Annotated in this window: 17 protein-coding genes; 13 read left to right on the forward strand and 4 right to left on the reverse strand. The window is 43.6% G+C overall.

What is annotated here, in order from left to right:
• Nucleotides 1-133 precede the first annotated feature (133 nt).
• From glcT to ACPF7I_RS04525, 9 genes are all read left to right on the forward strand, one after another.
• Nucleotides 134-979: a glucose PTS transporter transcription antiterminator GlcT gene (gene glcT, locus ACPF7I_RS04485; RefSeq protein ID WP_430744566.1), complete on the forward strand. Its 846-nt coding sequence runs from the start codon at nucleotides 134-136 to the stop codon at nucleotides 977-979.
• Between the two features lie 244 nt (nucleotides 980-1,223).
• Entirely contained in the window at nucleotides 1,224-3,236 is a 2,013-nt protein-coding gene (gene ptsG / locus ACPF7I_RS04490; protein WP_430744564.1) for a glucose-specific PTS transporter subunit IIBC, read from the forward strand.
• Between the two features lie 83 nt (nucleotides 3,237-3,319).
• Nucleotides 3,320-3,592: a phosphocarrier protein HPr gene (locus ACPF7I_RS04495; RefSeq protein ID WP_430744563.1), complete on the forward strand. Its 273-nt coding sequence runs from the start codon at nucleotides 3,320-3,322 to the stop codon at nucleotides 3,590-3,592.
• Nucleotides 3,592-5,307: a phosphoenolpyruvate--protein phosphotransferase gene (gene ptsP, locus ACPF7I_RS04500; protein ID WP_431019185.1), complete on the forward strand. Its 1,716-nt coding sequence runs from the start codon at nucleotides 3,592-3,594 to the stop codon at nucleotides 5,305-5,307. Before ACPF7I_RS04495 ends, ptsP begins: the two co-directional genes overlap by 1 nt.
• A gap of 141 nt (nucleotides 5,308-5,448) precedes the next feature.
• Nucleotides 5,449-7,428 (forward strand): methyl-accepting chemotaxis protein, encoded by a 1,980-nt coding sequence (locus ACPF7I_RS04505; RefSeq protein WP_430744559.1) that lies wholly within the window; start codon nucleotides 5,449-5,451, stop codon nucleotides 7,426-7,428.
• A gap of 126 nt (nucleotides 7,429-7,554) precedes the next feature.
• Nucleotides 7,555-8,796, forward strand: a complete 1,242-nt coding sequence (locus ACPF7I_RS04510) for an ATP-binding protein (protein WP_430744557.1) — start codon at nucleotides 7,555-7,557, stop codon at nucleotides 8,794-8,796.
• Nucleotides 8,793-10,064, forward strand: coding sequence for a diguanylate cyclase (locus ACPF7I_RS04515; protein WP_430744555.1), 1,272 nt, complete (start codon nucleotides 8,793-8,795; stop codon nucleotides 10,062-10,064). The genes ACPF7I_RS04510 and ACPF7I_RS04515 overlap by 4 nt, the downstream gene beginning before the upstream one ends.
• Nucleotides 10,065-10,088: 24 nt before the next feature.
• Nucleotides 10,089-10,856, forward strand: coding sequence for an SDR family oxidoreductase (locus ACPF7I_RS04520; RefSeq protein WP_430744553.1), 768 nt, complete (start codon nucleotides 10,089-10,091; stop codon nucleotides 10,854-10,856).
• Between the two features lie 15 nt (nucleotides 10,857-10,871).
• Nucleotides 10,872-11,738: an NAD(P)-dependent oxidoreductase gene (locus ACPF7I_RS04525; RefSeq protein ID WP_430744551.1), complete on the forward strand. Its 867-nt coding sequence runs from the start codon at nucleotides 10,872-10,874 to the stop codon at nucleotides 11,736-11,738.
• A 10-nt stretch (nucleotides 11,739-11,748) separates the two neighbouring features.
• On the opposite strand, the gene ACPF7I_RS04530 is transcribed toward ACPF7I_RS04525, so the two are convergent.
• From ACPF7I_RS04530 to ACPF7I_RS04540, 3 genes are all read right to left on the reverse strand, one after another.
• Nucleotides 11,749-12,900 carry an aminotransferase A gene (locus ACPF7I_RS04530; RefSeq protein WP_430744549.1) on the reverse strand — a complete coding sequence of 384 codons (1,152 nt, stop codon included), beginning with the start codon at nucleotides 12,898-12,900 and terminating at the stop codon, nucleotides 11,749-11,751.
• 113 nt (nucleotides 12,901-13,013) lie between these two features.
• Nucleotides 13,014-13,247 carry an IDEAL domain-containing protein gene (locus ACPF7I_RS04535; RefSeq protein ID WP_430744547.1) on the reverse strand — a complete coding sequence of 78 codons (234 nt, stop codon included), beginning with the start codon at nucleotides 13,245-13,247 and terminating at the stop codon, nucleotides 13,014-13,016.
• Nucleotides 13,248-13,372: 125 nt separating this feature from the next.
• Nucleotides 13,373-13,522 (reverse strand): hypothetical protein, encoded by a 150-nt coding sequence (locus ACPF7I_RS04540; RefSeq protein ID WP_162829821.1) that lies wholly within the window; start codon nucleotides 13,520-13,522, stop codon nucleotides 13,373-13,375.
• Between the two features lie 179 nt (nucleotides 13,523-13,701).
• Here ACPF7I_RS04540 and ACPF7I_RS04545 point away from each other — a divergent pair, with 179 nt between their 5' ends.
• A complete protein-coding gene (locus tag ACPF7I_RS04545; protein WP_430744546.1) occupies nucleotides 13,702-14,958 on the forward strand; it encodes an ATP-binding protein in 1,257 nt (418 codons plus the stop codon).
• Here ACPF7I_RS04545 and ACPF7I_RS04550 read toward each other — a convergent pair.
• Nucleotides 14,955-15,536, reverse strand: a complete 582-nt coding sequence (locus ACPF7I_RS04550; RefSeq protein ID WP_430744544.1) for a TetR/AcrR family transcriptional regulator — start codon at nucleotides 15,534-15,536, stop codon at nucleotides 14,955-14,957. The genes ACPF7I_RS04545 and ACPF7I_RS04550 overlap by 4 nt on opposite strands.
• A gap of 141 nt (nucleotides 15,537-15,677) precedes the next feature.
• Here ACPF7I_RS04550 and ACPF7I_RS04555 point away from each other — a divergent pair, with 141 nt between their 5' ends.
• From ACPF7I_RS04555 to ACPF7I_RS04565, 3 genes are all read left to right on the forward strand, one after another.
• Complete coding sequence (locus ACPF7I_RS04555) at nucleotides 15,678-16,316, forward strand: glycoside hydrolase domain-containing protein (RefSeq protein WP_430744543.1); 639 nt, start codon at nucleotides 15,678-15,680, stop codon at nucleotides 16,314-16,316.
• Nucleotides 16,317-16,386: 70 nt separating this feature from the next.
• The gene (locus tag ACPF7I_RS04560; protein ID WP_430744542.1) at nucleotides 16,387-17,292 is read left to right on the forward strand and encodes a chemotaxis protein; all 906 of its coding nucleotides are present in this window, start codon (nucleotides 16,387-16,389) and stop codon (nucleotides 17,290-17,292) included.
• Between the two features lie 12 nt (nucleotides 17,293-17,304).
• Nucleotides 17,305-18,915 (forward strand): diguanylate cyclase, encoded by a 1,611-nt coding sequence (locus ACPF7I_RS04565; RefSeq protein ID WP_430744541.1) that lies wholly within the window; start codon nucleotides 17,305-17,307, stop codon nucleotides 18,913-18,915.
• The last annotated feature ends 1 nt before the right edge of the window (nucleotide 18,916 follow it).

Raw genomic sequence — 18,916 nt, forward strand, 5'->3', positions numbered from 1 at the left:
CAACTGAAACGCCTCTCTGCCAAAAAACGTTCACAGCTGTCTTGACAAAAAACATTTCATTTCCATTGACGTTGCTTCGTTCGTTTCGTAACATTGAAAGTAATGTAAACGTTTTTAAAGGAGCGAACTGGACGTGGAACAATCGTTTCGCATTGAAAAAATATTAAACAACAACGTGCTCATTGCCTCGCATCCAACGTACGATGAAGTTGTACTCATCGGGAAAGGCATTGGCTTTGGCAAAAAGAAAGGAGACGTCATTGAACAAAAAGATATTGAAAAATGGTTTATTTTAAAAAATGAGCGTGAACAAGAACAATATAAAAAATTGTTGCCGCATGTCGATGAAGAATTTATCGGCTTAATGAACGACATTATTTACCACATCCGAAAACGAACGAACAGCCCATTAAACGAACATATTCACGTCGCATTAACGGACCATATTTTGTTTGCAATCAAGCGATTAGAACAAGGAATGGACATTAAAAATCCGTTTTTAGTAGAAACGAAAAGTTTATATCCGCTTGAATATGACATCGCTACCGAAGTCGTAAATATGTTAAATGACCGATTGCACATTCAACTCCCTGAAGGAGAAATCGGTTTTATCGCTTTACACATTCATAGTGCGTTAACGAATCATCAATTATCGGAAGTGAATCAACATTCGCAGCTTATTTCTCGGCTCGTTTCCGTCGTGGAAGAACAGCTCGACATTCGCATTGACCGCGAAAGCATTCATTATTTACGGTTTGTTCGCCATTTGCGCTATGCGATTGAGCGAGTGAAAAAAGGAGAAAAAATTGAAGAACCAAAAAAATTATCAAACATATTGAAAGAGACGTACCCACTATGCTATAATTTGTCTTGGAAGCTCATAAAAATTATGCGGCAAACGTTGCAGCTTCCGGTAGATGAAGCAGAAGCCGTATATTTAACGTTGCATTTGCAGCGGTTAACTGGAAAAAGTGAATAAATGGGCACTTATCTTTACGTGTTACTGATTCGATCAGGCATGAGTAAAGAAGGCAAGAAAAGTGGTGTAACGAAATATTCGTTACATATTACCTTTTTTCTGTCATTCTTTGCTCATGCCTTTTTGTTTTCTCTTATTTGCAAATGCTTACATTTGTTAGACGTCTAATGTTTTACTTCATCTACTTTTCATGCATGAACATGCCGTTTGTTGCAAACGTTAACAAGGTGAAGGAGGGTTTTATATGAAAAAAGCGTTTGGTACGTTACAAAAAGTCGGTAAAGCGCTTATGCTTCCCGTTGCGATTTTGCCGGCAGCAGGTATTTTGCTTGCGTTCGGTAACGCATTGCAAAACCCAGCATTAATTGAAAAAATTCCAGCGTTAGAAACAGGCTGGGTCGAAATGGTTGCGAAAGTGATGGAGCAATCGGGTGGTATTGTATTTGCCAACTTGCCGCTTTTATTTGCGGTCGGGGTAGCCGTCGGGTTAGCTGGCGGTGAAGGGGTTGCTGGTTTAGCAGCGATCATCGGCTACTTAGTGATGAACGTCACGATGAGCGTCATTTTAGGTGTGACATCCGATCAAATCGGCACAGATCCATCGTTTGCAAACGTATTAGGTATTCCGACGTTGCAAACAGGGGTATTCGGAGGGATTATCGTCGGTATTTTAGCAGCGTACATGTACAACAAATACTTTAATATCGAATTGCCATCTTATTTAGGTTTCTTTGCAGGAAAACGTTTCGTTCCGATTGTAACCGCTGCATCGGCATTAATTCTCGGTATTGCGATGACATGGTTATGGCCGCCTGTCCAACACGGCTTAAACGCATTCTCGCACAATATGATTGACGCGAACCGTACGTTAGCGGCATTCATCTTCGGTGTTATCGAGCGCGCATTAATCCCGTTCGGTTTACACCACATTTTCTACTCGCCGTTCTGGTTTGAGTTCGGTCAATACGTCAACAAAGCAGGCGAGCTTGTGCGCGGTGACCAACGTATTTTCTTCGAACAAATTAAAGACGGCGCTGAATTAACAGCAGGTACGTTTATGACAGGAAAGTTCCCGTTCATGATGTTCGGTTTACCAGCAGCGGCGCTTGCCATTTACCATGAAGCGCGTCCAGAAAACAAAAAAGTCGTTGCAGGGATTATGGCATCTGCAGCGTTAACATCGTTTTTAACAGGAATTACAGAACCGATTGAGTTCTCGTTCTTATTCGTTGCGCCAGCATTGTTTGCGATCCATACGATTTTTGCGGGATTATCGTTCATGCTCATGCACATGTTAAACGTCAAAATCGGTATGACGTTCTCAGGCGGTGTGATCGACTACTTACTATTCGGTGTGTTGCCGGGGCGCACAGCATGGTGGCTTGTCATCCCAGTCGGTTTAGTGTTTGCGGTCATTTACTACTTCGGATTCCGTTTTGCGATTCGGAAATGGGATTTAGCAACACCAGGTCGTGAAAAAGAAACGACAGATACAACAGCAACAGCGGACGCAGGCGAACTTCCGCACGAAATTTTAGCGGCGCTTGGCGGAAAAGAAAATATTGCACATTTAGATGCGTGCATTACACGTTTACGCGTATCAGTAAACGACATTCAACACGTCGATAAAGATCGTCTAAAAGCGCTTGGAGCAGCTGGTGTATTAGAAGTTGGCAACAACATTCAAGCGATTTTCGGACCAAAATCAGATATATTGAAAACACAAATAAAAGATATTATGGAAGGTCGCGTGCCGACAAAAGCGGTAGAAAAAGCGAAACCATCTGTACAAGCGACAGGAGAAACAGAACAAGTCGCATCTCCGCTAACAGGAAAAGTCGTACCGCTTTCTGAAGTGCCAGATCAAGTGTTTTCGACAAAAATGATGGGTGACGGATTTGCCGTTGAGCCAACAGACGGAACAGTCGTATCGCCAGTCGATGGAACGGTTGTTAACGTCTTCCCGACAAAACATGCGATCGGCATTCAATCAAACACAGGTCGTGAAGTGCTTATCCACTTCGGCATTGATACAGTGAAGTTAAACGGCCAAGGATTTGAAGCGCTCGTATCAGAAGGTGCAGCAGTGAAAAAAGGACAACCAATTTTAAAAGTTGACCTTGCATATGTGAAACAACATGCTCCTTCTGTTGTGACGCCAATTATTTTTACAAACTTGCAAGCAGGAGAAACGGTACACATCGCGAAACAAGGAACGGTAACAAAAGGCGAAGACGTCGTCGTCGTTCAAAAATAATTTGCTTGCAAAATGCGTCATTTTTCGGTAAAAAAACATAGAGGGTTTTCGCCCTCTATGTTTTCAAAATATAAAGTGAGGAGATGAGCAAGATGGAAAAAACGTTTCAAGTAACAGCAGAATCTGGTATTCATGCCCGTCCAGCAACGATGTTAGTGCAAACAGCGAGCAAATTCGATAGCGACATTCAATTAGAGTACAACGGCAAAAAAGTCAACTTAAAATCGATTATGGGTGTCATGTCTTTAGGCATTCCACAAGGTGCGCAAATTACCATTTCAGCTGAAGGTAGCGATGCAGCAGAAGCAATCAACGCATTAACAGACACGTTAGCAAAAGAAGGATTAGCTGAATAATGAAAAAACTGCAAGGGATTGCTGCATCGAATGGCATTGCCATTGCGAAGGCGTACCGTTTAGAACATCCAGATTTAACGGTTGAAAAACAAACGATTGAAAACCCAGCTGAACAAGTAAGCCGTTTCCAACAAGCGCTCGCCAAAGCGAAAGAAGAGCTAAAAGCCATTCAAGCGCACGCATTAAAAGAGCTTGGCGAAGATAAAGCGGCTATTTTCTCCGCCCATTTACTCGTACTAAGCGATCCAGAACTCGTCCAAGCTGTTGAACAAAAAATTGAACAAGAACGCGTCAATGCAGAATTTGCTCTTCATGACGTCGCATCGATGTTCATCGCGATGTTTGAAGCGATGGATAACGAATATATGAAAGAGCGGGCTGCGGACATTCGCGACGTCACAAAACGCGTCCTTGCTCATTTATTAGGAGTAACGATCTCTAACCCAAGCATGATTACAGAAGAAGTCATCATTGTAGGTGAAGACTTAACGCCGTCCGATACGGCTCAATTAAACCGAAAATATGTGAAAGGTTTTACAACTGACATCGGCGGCCGCACATCTCACTCGGCGATTATGGCGCGGTCGATGGAAATTCCAGCTGTCGTCGGAACGAAAGAAGCGACAGCGACGATTCAAAACGGCGACATCGTCATTATTGACGGACTTGACGGTGAAGTCATCGTGAATCCAACAGAAGAAATTATCGCCCAATATGAACAAAAACGTGCTGCATTCGCTGCGCAAAAAGCAGAATGGGCAAAGCTCGTTCATGAAAAAACGACAACGAAAGACGGTCACCATGTCGAGCTTGCGGCAAACATCGGCACGCCAAACGATGTCGAAGGAGTGCTTGCTAACGGGGCAGAAGGCATCGGGCTATACCGTACCGAATTTTTATACATGGGACGCAACGAGTTGCCGACAGAAGAAGAACAGTTTGAAGCATATAAAACAGTATTGGAAAAAATGGAAGGAAAACCTGTTGTCGTTCGTACGCTCGATATTGGCGGCGACAAAGAATTGCCGTATTTAGACCTTCCAAAAGAAATGAATCCGTTTTTAGGTTTCCGTGCGGTTCGTCTTTGCTTAAATATGCAAGACATGTTTCGCACGCAACTTCGCGCATTGTTGCGCGCAAGCGTATACGGCAACTTAAAAGTGATGTTTCCGATGATTGCAACGTTAGACGAATTCCGTCAAGCGAAAGCGATTCTTTTAGAAGAAAAAGAAAAGCTCGTTGCAGAAGGCGTTCCTGTGTCTGATGAAATCGAAGTCGGCATGATGGTCGAAATCCCAGCTGCTGCCGTATTAGCGGATCAATTTGCAAAAGAAGTAGACTTCTTTAGCATCGGTACAAACGACTTAATCCAATATACGATGGCGTCCGACCGAATGAACGAGCGCGTTTCATATTTATACCAACCGTACAATCCTGCTATTTTGCGCCTCATTTCCAACGTCATTGAAGCGGCGCATAAAGAAGGAAAGTGGGTTGGCATGTGCGGGGAAATGGCGGGCGAAGAGCTTGCGGTGCCGATTTTATTAGCGTTCGGCTTAGACGAATTTAGCATGAGTGCGACATCCATTTTACGCGTACGCTCGCAATTAAAGAAATTGTCTAAACAAGAAGCGGAACAAGTGAAAAATCATATTTTATCGCTTGCGACTGCAGACGAAGTCGTTCGTTTCGTGAAAGAAACGTTTAACGTATAAGAACCGATTGCTTCGGTTCTTTTTTTATGGAAAAAAAATCAGTACAAAACGGTCATAGACATCATATCGTAAACCTCTTATAATGAAACTACAACTTTATTAATTTTTCGACAATGCTCGACACAACTAGGGGGGACTACTTTGTTTCGTTCATTAACATGGAAACTAACTGGTTTAATGGCATTATTGTTAGTCATTGCACTCGTTGCCTCGCAAACGGTCAACTACGTACAAATGGCGTCTGTTATGAAAAAAGATGCAAAATTGCGTGCGGAGTCGCTTGTGACAGGGCTTGTTGACGATATCGAGCATAGCTTTGACAGCCAAGAAGATGCGTTAAAGCAATTTAGCGAAACGACGGTCTTTAAAATGTTTACAAAAACGGAAGATGAAAAACATTGGCAAGATATCGATCAACAATTCGCAACATTTTTAAGCATTCATCAAAAAGTACAATTAGCTTACATCGGTACAGCAAACGGCAACATGTATACGACACCATCTGTTGAGTTGCCGCCAGATTTTGACCCAACGACGCGCCCATGGTATAAAGCCGCTGTCGCTTCACCTGACAAAGTCATTTGGACGGAGTCGTACGTTGATGCGGTGACAAACGATTATATCGTCACGATCGCCAAAGCGATTGTTGAAAACGGACAAGTCATTGGCGTCATCGGCTTAGATATATCGTTAAATACGTTAGCCGAAACGGTTGAACAGTTCCGCGTCGGCTACAACGGCTATCCTGTCTTGTTTGACCAAAATAAATTGGCGATCGTTCATCCACAGTTTAAAGGAAAAGATATGTCTGACCATCCGGTCGTCAAAACAATGTTTGCGAAAGAAAACGGTGCGTACGAATATGAGCAAGACGGCGAAAAACGGTTATTATATTTCCATACGATTCCAAAGTTGAATTGGAAAGTGGGTGTCGTATATAAAGAAAAAGATTTATTAGCGACGTTAACAACTATCGGAAAAACGTCATGGACGGTTGTTGCTGTCGCAACGGCTGTTGCCTCGCTTCTTATTTATGCCGTCTCGCGTTCGATCGTCAAACCGATTATTCAGCTCAATGAGCGCGTGCAACAAGTGGCGACAGGCGATTTAACGGTGCGCGTCGAACCGAAAGGAAACGACGAAATTGCCCAACTCACAAGCCACTTTAACGACATGGTATCCCATATGCGCTCGCTTATTGGCGAAGTCGATCGCTCAGTTGCACAACTCGGCAGCGCAGCAGACCATTTAAGCGCCGTCTCCGAAGAAACGATGGCAACGAGTGAACAAGTGACGACGGCGGTAACTGATATCGCAAAAGGCGTATCCGAACAAGCGAGCAATTTAGATGCGATGAACGACCGCATGAACGACTTATCTGAAAAAATGGGTGCGGTGACGCAATCGGCTGAACGAGTGAAACAACTTTCTGATGAAACGAAAGAAGCAAGCTATATGGGCATTGAAAAACTAAATGTGTTGCAAGCAAAATCGACGGAGTCGCAAAACGAATTGCGCTCTGTTGAAACGGTGATCGCCGATCTAGGAGAAAAAATGAAACAAATTGGCGCCATTATTCAAACGATTACAGACATTTCTGCTCAAACGAACCTTTTAGCATTAAACGCTTCGATTGAAGCAGCAAGAGCAGGAGAGCATGGAAAAGGATTTGCGGTCGTTGCTGAAGAAGTGCGGAAGCTCGCGGAACAATCGGCGCAAGCGACAGAACAAATTCGTCAAACGATTACGTCCATTCAACAACAAGCTTCTCTTGCAACCGAAGCGGTTGACCATACGAAACAAATGAACGATCAACAACAAGCAGCGGTGAATGAAACGGCGGAATCGTTTATGCATATTGCAACGATGATGGAACAATTAACGTCAGCCATTGAACATATTTTTACGCAAATTCACGACGTCAACGAAAATAAAGAACAAATCGTCGCTGCGCTTCAAAACTTAGCGGCCATTTCCGAACAATCGGCGGCATCAGCTGAAGAAGTATCCGCTTCCTCAGAAGAACAATTAAAAGCGTTAAGCACGGTGACGGAAGCAGCAGAACGGCTAAACGATATGAGCCGCTCATTGCAACAACTCATCCATCGTTTTCACGTATAAAGCTAGGTATGATGCCTAGCTTTTTTTATATGTTTGTAACAAGTTTTTTCCTTGATTTTTTTTTACATGAGAATTACGATAAATTTAGGAGAAAAGACCTATATTTGTTTTTTGGAGGAGAGGGGTATGGATCAGTCGCTTATGGCGGCGTTAGAAAGTTTGCGCATTGCGCTCCATGTGACGCGCGTGGCCATTTTTCGTTTACATACAACCGCCCAAACGTATACGTTACAACGCATTCATCATATACAAACACCCTCTTCACGTCCTCTCATGCGTGATGACATCGTGCTTGCGACAGAACATGCCCATTGTTTTGCGCATTTGTATGACGGAAATGTGTTCGTCGGGCATACAGATGAATTAGAAGGTGATGTGCGCACCATTTTTGAAGAATGGGACATTCAATCGTTTATGATCGCTCCCATTTTTATTCACGATGAACGGTGGGGATTTTTAAGCGTCGTCGATTGCGAACGAAAAAGGACGTTTCCCGCTCATGAACGAGCCATTTTTTTGGCGATCGCCCGCACGATTGGCGAGTCAATGAAACGGGAACAAACGTTAAATGAACTGCAACGAATGAAACAAGAAATGGAACAAATGAATGCGACGTTGCAGCGAAAAGTAGAAGAAGAAGTGCGCAAAAACCGCGAAAAAGATTTTATGCTCATCGAGCAATCGCGCTATGCGACGATGGGAGAAATGTTAAGAAACATCGCTCATCAATGGCGCCAACCGTTAAACGTGCTCGGCTTGCTTTTGCAAGATATACAAGAAGCATATGTGTACGGGGAGTTAGACGAATCGTATTTGCGCACGTCCATTCAAAAATGTTTGACCCAAATTCAACATATGTCGCGCACGATTAACGACTTTCGCAACTTTTTTAAACCGGATAAAGAAGCGACATATTTTCGACCGATTCAAGCGATTCGCCAAGCGTTAAAAATTATTTCTGCAAGTTTAGATCATTATGATGTTCACTTGCACGTCGAAAATCGCACGCGCGCGCATATGTACGGATTCCCGAACGAAATGAGCCAAGTGCTCATTAATTTGTTGACGAATGCATGTGAACAATTTATTGCGCGCGATATTGCACGACGAATGATTTGCGTGCGTACATATGCGGACGACTCGTTTATTTACATTCAAGTGAAAGATAATGCAGGCGGCATTGATGAAACGATACAAGAGCATATGTTTGAGCCGTATGTGACGACGAAAAAAGACGGAACAGGGCTCGGACTATATATGTCAAAAATGATTGTCACAAAAATGAACGGTGATTTATTCGTTTCATCATCAAAAAAAGGGGCGACGTTTACGATTCGCATGCCGCGATATGAAAGGGGAAGAGGATGATGATTGCGGTACAAACAGATATTAAAGTATTATATGTTGAAGATGAGCCAGGCGCGCGCGATATGCTAACGCGTTTATTAAAACGGCGCATCCGCGATGTAAAAGTGGCGAAAAACGGTCAAGAAGCGCTCGAACTATTTATGACGTTTCGACCTGACATCGTCATTACAGATATTAAAATGCCTTTCTTGAATGGATTAGAGCTCATTCGCCACATTCGGGCGATGGATGAGCATGTGCAAATTATTATTACGACTGCCTATGACGATAACGATTTTTTCATTCGCGCCATCGAATACGGGGTAAACCATTTTATTTTAAAGCCAATTGACCATGAAAAATTTTTGCAATCGTTGCAACATTCCATTTATCAGCGTCAGCTCGAGCTTGAGCTTGAAAAACAAAAACAATATACGCGCACCATTATCGACTTTCAAGAAAATTTAATATGCATTTTAAACGATGAACGATTGTTAGATTGCAATTTGTCGTTTCAACGTTTTTTCGGGCAAGAACAAACGGAAAAACTTCGTGCCGGCCGGGCGCGCGTATGCGATTATTTTCTTCATGAACCCGGCTATTTTTATATGAAAGGGGAAAAGCATTGGATTCGCCCGCTTATTGACCGCACCATTCCGTTTTTAAAAGTAAAACTGATGTGTAAACAAGGGGAAGAGCGCGTCTTTTTAGTGAAAGCGACGTCGTTTCCAGATGAATCGGAGTCGTACTTAGTCGTTTTTACCGACATTACCGCACTCGAAGAAGAAAGCAAGCGAAACGAGTTTTTAGCGACGAAAGACCCGCTCACCAAAACGTTCAATCGGCTAAAATTTGATGAGTTTTTTACGCGTGAAATTCAGCGCGCGAAGCGATACAAACATACATTTTCCATCATTTTATTTGACATTGATCATTTTAAAAAAGTGAACGATACGTACGGACATGACGTTGGTGATGCGGTATTAGTGCGCATGTGTGAAGCCATTTCGAACCGTTTGCGCGATTGTGACATTTTGGCGCGTTGGGGTGGGGAAGAGTTTATTATTTTAGCCCCTGCAACATCGCGAACAGGAGCTGTTCGTTTAGCGGAATCGTTGCGTCATTTAGTGGAAACGGTTCATTTTCCGAAAGTCGGGCATATTACATGCAGCTTTGGCGTGTGCGAATACGAACAAGGAATGACGAAAGAGCAAATGGTGAAGCGAGCGGACGAGGCGCTATATGAAGCGAAGCGAGGGGGAAGGAATCGCGTCGTCGTTAGCGAATAGTATATCGTGAGAGGAGGGGATACAATGAAAACAGCGATTGTTGCTGCATCGAGCCAAGGGCTCGGTAAAGCGATTGCGACAAAACTCGTTTCGCAAGGCATCCATGTCATGCTCGCTAGCCGCGATGAGAGAAAATTGCACGAAGTCGCCGAACAGTTAAACGCGCTCGGGAAAGGGAAAGCGGCATATACGGTGACAGACGTGACGAATCGCGAAATGATCGAGCAGTTAGTAGAAAAGACGGCAGAAACGTTTGGTGACATTCATTTGTTAGTTAACAACTCTGGAGGTCCGCCGACAGGGACGTTTGCGACGTTAACGGACGATGATTGGCAACGGGCGTTTGAGCTAAATGTGTTAAGCTACGTCCGTCTCATTCGCGCAGCGTTACCGCATTTGAAAAAAACGAAAGGGAAAATTGTAAATATCGCCTCATCGTCCATTAAAGAGCCGATTCCGGGACTGCTTCTCTCCAATACGTTTCGCCTCGGCATCGTTGGCTTGACGAAAACGCTCGCGCAAGAGCTTGCCCCGTATGGCATTTTAATTAATACGGTTGCTCCAGGGCGCATTGCGACGGAACGTGTCGCCTATTTAGATGAACAAAACGCAAAAAAACTCGGCATTCGAAAAGAAGAACTAGAAGCGCGCATGAAAGCGACGATTCCGCTCGGACGTTACGGTACGCCAGAAGAATTTGCGAACGTCGTCGCCTTTTTATTATCAGATGAAAATACGTACATGACCGGACAATCGCTTTTAGTTGATGGCGGCATGGTGAAAGCGATTTGAATTGAGGTGAAACATATGCAAACGATCGGTTTTATTGGGCTTGGTGTGATGGGAAAAAGCATGGTGCGACATTTGCTTCGGGCACGTTATTCGCTCGTCGTATATACGCGCACGAAAGAAAAAGCGGAAGATATATTGGCGGAAGGGGCAGTATGGAAAGATGCGGTGAAAGACGTCGCTAAAGCGGCAGACGTCGTCATGACGATGGTCGGCGAGCCGCACGATGTTGAGCACGTATACTTTGGTGATGACGGCATTCTGGCAAATGCGAAACGCGGGACGTATGTCATTGACTTTACGACGTCTAAGCCATCGCTTGCGGTACGCATTTATGAGGCAGCGAAAGAAAAAGGAATATTTGCCCTTGATGCCCCTGTATCGGGGGGAGATATTGGCGCGCGCGACGGCACGTTGTCGATTATGGTTGGCGGCGATAAAGAGGCGTTTTCGGCATGCATGCCGCTTCTTTCTCATTTAGGAAAAAATATCGTTTGGCAAGGAGAAGCAGGGGCGGGACAACATACGAAAATGTGCAATCAAATTGCGATCGCGACAAATATGATCGGCGTATGTGAAGCGCTCGTGTATGCGGAAAAAGCAGGATTAGATCCGGAACGAGTGTTGCGCAGCATTTCACAAGGTGCAGCATCCAGCTGGTCGCTTTCCAACTTAGCCCCAAGAATGCTTGCGGGCGATTTCGCTCCCGGTTTTTATGTCAAACATTTCATTAAAGACATGGGCATTGCGCTTGCGGAAGCGGAAACGCTCGGCTTGTCGCTTCCGGGGTTAAAGCTTGCGAAACAGTTGTATGAATCGCTCGCTGAACGCGGAGAAGGACAGAGCGGGACGCAGGCGTTGTATAAATGGTACAAAGAATGGTAAAAAGGTGCTTTTAGCGAGCACCTTTTTTTATATATGACTCGATGCGATCGAGACCTTTTTGTAACGCATCGATCGAACAAGCGTATGACAAGCGAATATATCCTTCGCCGTATGTAGAAAACGCACTTCCCGGCACGACCGCTACTTTTGCTTCTTTCGCAAGCTTTAGGGCGAACTCAAATGAGGAGTGATGAAACGTTGCGATCGACGGAAAAATGTAAAACGCTCCGTTCGGCTTTTGTACGTGAAAGCCCATGGCACAAAGGCGGTCGTACACATATTCCATTCGTTCAGCATATTGTTGCTTCATATCGTGTGCATCGTTTATTCCGGCCGTTAACGCTTCTAGCGCTGCTTTTTGCGAAATGGACGTCGCGCATGAAACGTTATATTGATGCACTTTTAATATATGTTCAATGACCCATTGCCGCGCAAATAAAAGACCGATGCGAAATCCGGTCATCGCATGCGATTTGCTGACGCCGTTAATGACGATCGTTTGATCAGGAAGCCATGTCGCAATTGACGTATGCGCCCCTGCAAACACAAGCTCACTATAAATTTCATCCGAAATGACCCAAATCGGTTTGTCTTTCACAAGTTCAGCGATTTGTTTCAGCTCATCGCCCGATAACGTCATTCCTGTCGGATTGGACGGATATGGAAGCACGATGCAGCGCGTCCGCTCAGTCATAAACGGCTCGATTTGTTCAGCTAACAGTTTAAAATTTGTTTGGCGCGTATCGACATATACAGGTGTAGCGCCACATAAACGAATAATCGGCTCATACCCTGGGTAAATTGGGGCAGGGAGAATGACTTCTGAGCCCTCTGTTAAAATCGTGCGAAACGCAATATCAAGCGCTTGGCTTGCTCCGACGGTGACGATGACTTCATCGGTTGTATAGCGCAGCCCATATTTCGTTTCAACAAAACGGCAAGCCGCTTCCCGTAAAGGCAAGTATCCCGCATTATGCGTATAAGAAGTAAATTGTTCATCAAGCGCCCGCTTTGTCGCTTCTTTAATATGTTCAGGTGTCGGAAAATCAGGTTGCCCAATCGTTAACGAAATAATATCTTTTTCTTGTGCTACGAGATTAAAAAATTGGCGAATGCCAGATAACTGGATATGTTGCACACGCTCATTGATCGGAAGCATCATCGTTTTCACCTTTCTTCATTTTCTTTCTATTAAACAATAAAAGGTGAACGTTTCGCAATGCGTTTTTGCGTCAAACGTTCACCTTATGTGCTGTTCTGTCGTTTCACAGTCGATCATGCCATATCCTCCAAATGACGATAGCGTTCTCGAAGCTCGTTGTATTGTTGCGCGAGGGTTAGAAACAACGCTTCATCCCGTTGCTCAAGCGCCTTGTCAATATCGCGCATGAGCCGATCTCTTTCGTAGCGAAATAACGCCTGTTCGATGACCAATTGTGCGGCTTGTTTGTAATCTGTGAGATCATACGGTTGAGATACGAGTGCCATATCATTGTACTTTTCAAACATGTTTCATTCCCCCTTAGAGAGAAGAATATTCTTCTCCTTTTCTACATTATAAAGAGTTTTTTGTAAATTGTAAATAAAATTTAGAAAAATAAAAACAAAAAAATAAAAGCTGACGAATGCCAGCTTTAATAACCGTAGTCCCAGTCGATTTCTTCATCATGCCAAAGAACCGCTTCTGTTTCTTCGTCCACGACTTCTTCCAGTTGCTCTTTTTCTACATCTTCTAAAATCGTGACCGTATGATTTTCTTCAAAAAGAATGGCTAACCCTTTCATTTTGACACCTTCTCTTTTCGTGTTTTTCTTCACAAACATTGTAACGCGCTTCGCTTGTCCACGTCTATGATGTTCATAAAGATGTCAACATGTTTGTTTTTTCTGAAAATAACAACGAATGCATCCCTTTTCTTTCTTATGCTACAATACAGATGGAACAACTGTGATGGAGGAACTACATGTTTAGCGCTGTCATGAAACCGCTCGTTGTCAATATTACGATTTTATTTTCGCTCATTTTCAATGCCAACTTATTTTTTCCGTTTCGCCGGAAAATGATGCTCACTTGGAAACAAAAAATAATGTATGGGGTTGTCGCATCGTTTACGGCTTTGTTATGTATGATGTATCCGATTCAGCCGTTAGCGAAAACGAACTTCGACTTTCGCATGATCGTCATTTTAGTGACGACATTATATATCGGAAAAATGGCCGGGCTGTTATGTACGTTCACCGTTGTTATTGCACGGTTCATCATTGGCGGCCCGTTCGCTTATGCGGGAGCGACCGTTTCCGTATTTGCATATGTTGTCGGCATATTGTTTCGCTCGTCTTTTTTTAACGTCAAAAGAAAAATGTTATATGGGATGATGATCGTTTTCATTTATCTCATTTTATATGTCGCAACGATTATATACGCCGTTCCACCGCTTCCTTGGCGATTTTATGTCGTTTACTTCTCCTTTTTTATCGCCATGTTTTTAGCGCTTATTTACGTCATCGAGCGGCTCATTCAATTTAACGAGCAGTTTGACGATATGATTTACCTTGATAAACTAGCAACGGTAAGCGAAATGGCGGCTTCATTTGCCCATGAAATTCGCAATCCGCTCACGACGGTGCGGGGCTTCGTCCAATTTTTAAGTAAAGATACGACCGATGAAAACGTAAAAAAGTTTGCCCCGATCATTTTAGAAGAATTAGACCGAACGAATAAAATTATTAGCGAATATTTAACGCTCGCTAAACCAGCATCCTTTCAACTGCAAAAAGTGAACGTCGATGACATTTTACATACATCTGTCCATTTATTAAGTCCGCTCGGTACGATGACGAATGTGTCGCTCCATCTTTATACGGAAGGAAAAAGCAACGTGTATGGCGATGCGCATTATTTAAAACAAGCGTTATTAAACGTGATGAAAAACGGGATGGAAGCGATTGAATACGGTGGGGGCGTGACAATTCATAAAACGGCCGATGAAAAAGAAAAAAAAGTCATCATCACGATTCGCGATACAGGAAAAGGAATGACCGAAGATGAACTGAAAAATATCGGTTTGCCGTACTATACGACAAAATCGAAAGGAACCGGTCTTGGAAGCATGATTGCCTCTCGGCTTATTCGCCAAATGGGAGGAACGATGGCGTACGAAAGCCGGCTGAATGAAGGAACGACGGTCACCATTACATTGCCATTGTACGAAGGGGATTAGTCCCCTTCTTTTTCTATGTAATGCGCAAACATGTTCCATGCGTTTGTCATAAACGTAGCGAGCGATTCGGTCACATATGAAAACATCCATAAATGTAGTGCGCCGACGTACAATTGCATCGCAATATGTGCCAGTGCTGCAGCGGATTGTTTCGCCCGCACGTGACCGCTTCGTTTCCCTTCCTCGAATAAACGTGTCAATACGTCGTGCAATGGAGCGAGACAATGCCCCTCTTTCGTTTTTCCGGTATAAATATGGAGCACCGCTTTTGCTACTTCCCGTCCGAGCTGTTCGTGCATCGTCGCCAACTCGTAAAAGACGCGATCGATTTTTTGACGCCAGTCGTTGTTATCGTTCATCATTTTTTCACATATTCGCTCTATGTGTGAGAAAAATACGCTATGTAACACTTCTTCTTTCGTACGAAAATAATTAAAAAACGTTCCTTTCGCTACGCCAGCTTCATTCGTAATTTGCAAAACGGTCGTTTGCTCATATCCTTGTTTTTGAAATAATTGAAGGGCGGTTTGTTGGAGTAATATTCTCGTTTGCTTTTTTTGTCTCTCTCTTTTCATCATGAATCCCCCGTCATCATCTTCTACTTTTATTATAGTGATTTTTACCTAGGAATAAAGTAATATTTTAAAAGATGAAAGTTTTGTTTAGACATGTATCATTCGCATATATATGGAAAGAAACATGAAAAGGAGGGAATGGACATGTGGGGCGTCGATTCAGCGGCAAAAGTGACGGAAACGTTGCTTTCGTGTGTAAGAAAAGAATACGGTTTTCCGCAATTTTGGGGAAGGTATGTGACGACCGTTCCAAACGTATCGGACGGCTTGACGAAAGAAGAAATCGCGTTTATTCGTGGGCGCGGCATAAAAATCGCACCGATTTACAATGCGTTTCGTGAGGCGACGCAATACGAAAAAGGGAGAACGGCGGCGCGCAATGCGATTTTTCACGCGCGCAGATTAGGCATCCCGAAAAATAAAGTCATTTTTGCGAACATTGAAGATGAATTTCAAGTAGATGACGCATGGATTCAAGCATGGGTCGATACGTTTTATCCGAGCGGATATCGCCCAGGCATATACGCTAATCCGACGAAAGGGGCGTTTGGTGAAGCTTATTGTGAAGCGGTGAAAAATGATGAACGCATCGCCCAACAAACGATTATATGGAGCTCATACCCGCGTCCAGGGACGACGCCAGCAACAAAAGCGCCAACGTATCGCCCGAACGTCCCGAATTGCCGCGCGAACGTTTGGATGTGGCAATATGGCCGCGATGCCGACCGTTGCGCGATCGATACGAACGTGGCAAACCGAAAAATAAGCGACTATTTATATTAAAAATATTTTTCGTCCGCGATAAGAAGTATGATAAAATAACGGTAAATGATGTCGTAATGGAGGCTGTGTTATGGAAAATAAACATGGAATTTTATTAGAAAGCGGGACGAATGAACTAGAAATTGTCGAATTTTTAATTGGTGAAAACCGATTTGCGATCAACGTTATTAAAGTAAAAGAAATTATTCATCCGATCGCACCGACAAAAGTGCCGCATGCACATCCATACATTGAAGGAATTATTGAATTGCGCGGTGAAGTGCTTCCGCTTATTGATTTAGCGAAAGCGCTTGGCTTTGGACCGTCAAATAACCCAGCGCAAGATAAATATATTGTTGCGGAGTTTAATCAACAAAAAGTTGTGTTTCACGTCCATAACGTTACACAAATTCATCGCATATCATGGAAGCAAATTGAAAAACCATCGCAAATGTATCAAGGATTGGAAGGCCAAATTATCGGCGTTGTGAAATTAAACGGCAATATGATTTTGTTGCTTGACTTTGAAAAAATCGTCGTCGATATTAACCCGCAATCGGGCATTCACGTCGAGCGTGTGAAAAAGCTTGGCAAGCGTGAGCGGTCGAATAAAAAGCTGATCGTTGCAGAAGACTCACCGTTGCTGCGCAAACTTTTACACGATACGCTTGCAGAAGCCGGATACGTATACGTCGAGTTTTTTGAAAATGGGGAAGATGCGTTAAACTATTTACAATCGATCGTTCAAAAAGGAAAGCCGGTTGAAAGCGAAGTGCAATTAGTCATTACCGACATTGAAATGCCGCAAATGGACGGCCATCATTTAACGAAACGCATTCGTGAAGATGAAACATTAAAACATTTGCCAGTCATCATTTTCTCTTCTTTAATTACAGATGATCTTCGTCATAAAGGGGAGCGCGTTGGAGCGACAGCACAAGTAAGCAAGCCAGAAATTGCCGAACTTGTGCAAATGATTGATCAACACATTTTGTAGTAGGGGATTGCTATGGATCGCTATGAAAAATATCGCCAACATTTTTTAAAAAATATTCGCAAACGGTTAGAAGAATGGGAAACGGTAGATGAAATTGCTCATCAAGACGTCTATCGCTTGCTTCATTCCATCGCTGGTACAGCCGCGATGATTGGCATGAACGATATCGGAAATTATGCGCGCCAGTTAATGGAACAATGGGGCGAAGATGAAGAAAAAACGTGGAAAGCGACAGATGTGAAAGAGCGGCTCGCCCCGCTTTTTCAACTTTGTTATGAACAACAAATTGGAGACGTCACACAACGGGAACAAGGAACGAAAAAGGGAGACGAACCGACCATTTTGCTAATTGATGACGATCCATCGTTTTTAATGTATGTGAAAGAGCATCTCGAACAAAGCGGATGGTACGTTGTCGCGATTGCCGATCCGATCAAAGCGGTCGCTTCGTTTTACGACGTTCGTCCGGATTGCGTCGTCATCGACATTCATATGGGGAAAAAAACAGGATTTGAAGTATTAACGTTTTTAAAACAAAAATTAAAACAACAGTTCGTCCCGATGATTATGGTGAGCATTGATGATCGAAAAGAAACGCGCATGAAAAGCTATGAAATGGGCGCGGACGATTTTATTCCAAAACCGTTTGCGATCGATGAATTTATCGTGCGCATTCGCCGACAGCTTCAAAGAAAACAACTCATTGACGAACTGCTTCTTTTAGATGAATTGACGCACGTCTACAACCGGAAATATATAAAACAAGCATATGAACAATTAAAGAGCGATTGGCATCGTACGCACGAACCGTTTTGTTTAGCGGTGCTCGATATTGACCATTTTAAACGAGTCAACGACCAATACGGACATTTAATGGGGGACGTCGTTTTAAAACAATTTGCGCAATTTTTAAAAACGAACGTCCGCGCGCGCGATGTTGTCATTCGTTTTGGCGGAGAAGAGTTTGTCGTGTTATTGCCGGCGACGGAAGCGACAGAGGCGTTTCTTGTGTTTGATCGTCTGCGCGAACAGTTTGAACGGATGACGTTTCAAAGTGGCGATGTGACGTTTTCGTGCACATTTTCAACGGGAATTGTTGAAGTGAATGATCCAACAAAGCCGATCGGCCATTGGATTGAGTTGGCTGATTCTGCGTTGTACGAGGCGAAAAATACAGGAAGAAACTGCGTCGTGCTTGCAAAACAACAAGAAGCATCATATCGCCGCACCGTGAAAGTAGCGATTGTCGATGATGATGCGATTGTGCGCGCCATTGTGGCGGACGTCGTGCAAAAAATGTTTACGAAAGAAAAAGTGACGCTCGATTTACGCGCATTTAAAGACGGAGAGCAGTTTATTGCGTCCGATTGGCATCGCGGAACAGAACCGTGCCTCGTCATTTTAGACGGAGTCATGCCAAAAATGGATGGGCTTGAAGTGTTGCAGCAGTTGCGAAGCGAAAAAGATTCATCAAGATACAAAGTCATTATGTTAACGGCAAGAAAAAGCGAAAACGATATTGCCCGCGCGCTTGAGCTCGGTGCAGATGACTATATGACAAAGCCGTTTAAACTGCTTGAACTTGAAGCAAGAATACGCCATATGTTAAAAAGGATGAATTAGT

The sequence above is a fragment of the Anoxybacillus dikiliensis genome (assembly GCF_050613275.1).
Classification (GTDB): Bacteria; Bacillota; Bacilli; order Bacillales; family Anoxybacillaceae; genus Anoxybacillus.

Coding starts and splice junctions, on each gene's coding strand:
- ptsG (WP_430744564.1), top strand. CDS start 1,224: ATGAAAAAAGCGTTTGGTACGTTACAAAAAGTCGGTAAAGCGCTTATG.
- ACPF7I_RS04495 (WP_430744563.1), top strand. CDS start 3,320: ATGAGCAAGATGGAAAAAACGTTTCAAGTAACAGCAGAATCTGGTATT.
- ptsP (WP_431019185.1), top strand. CDS start 3,592: ATGAAAAAACTGCAAGGGATTGCTGCATCGAATGGCATTGCCATTGCG.
- ACPF7I_RS04510 (WP_430744557.1), top strand. CDS start 7,555: ATGGATCAGTCGCTTATGGCGGCGTTAGAAAGTTTGCGCATTGCGCTC.
- ACPF7I_RS04515 (WP_430744555.1), top strand. CDS start 8,793: ATGATGATTGCGGTACAAACAGATATTAAAGTATTATATGTTGAAGAT.
- ACPF7I_RS04520 (WP_430744553.1), top strand. CDS start 10,089: ATGAAAACAGCGATTGTTGCTGCATCGAGCCAAGGGCTCGGTAAAGCG.
- ACPF7I_RS04525 (WP_430744551.1), top strand. CDS start 10,872: ATGCAAACGATCGGTTTTATTGGGCTTGGTGTGATGGGAAAAAGCATG.
- ACPF7I_RS04530 (WP_430744549.1), bottom strand. CDS start 12,900: ATGATGCTTCCGATCAATGAGCGTGTGCAACATATCCAGTTATCTGGC.
- ACPF7I_RS04535 (WP_430744547.1), bottom strand. CDS start 13,247: ATGTTTGAAAAGTACAATGATATGGCACTCGTATCTCAACCGTATGAT.
- ACPF7I_RS04540 (WP_162829821.1), bottom strand. CDS start 13,522: ATGAAAGGGTTAGCCATTCTTTTTGAAGAAAATCATACGGTCACGATT.
- ACPF7I_RS04545 (WP_430744546.1), top strand. CDS start 13,702: ATGTTTAGCGCTGTCATGAAACCGCTCGTTGTCAATATTACGATTTTA.
- ACPF7I_RS04550 (WP_430744544.1), bottom strand. CDS start 15,536: ATGATGAAAAGAGAGAGACAAAAAAAGCAAACGAGAATATTACTCCAA.
- ACPF7I_RS04555 (WP_430744543.1), top strand. CDS start 15,678: ATGTGGGGCGTCGATTCAGCGGCAAAAGTGACGGAAACGTTGCTTTCG.
- ACPF7I_RS04560 (WP_430744542.1), top strand. CDS start 16,387: ATGGAAAATAAACATGGAATTTTATTAGAAAGCGGGACGAATGAACTA.
- ACPF7I_RS04565 (WP_430744541.1), top strand. CDS start 17,305: ATGGATCGCTATGAAAAATATCGCCAACATTTTTTAAAAAATATTCGC.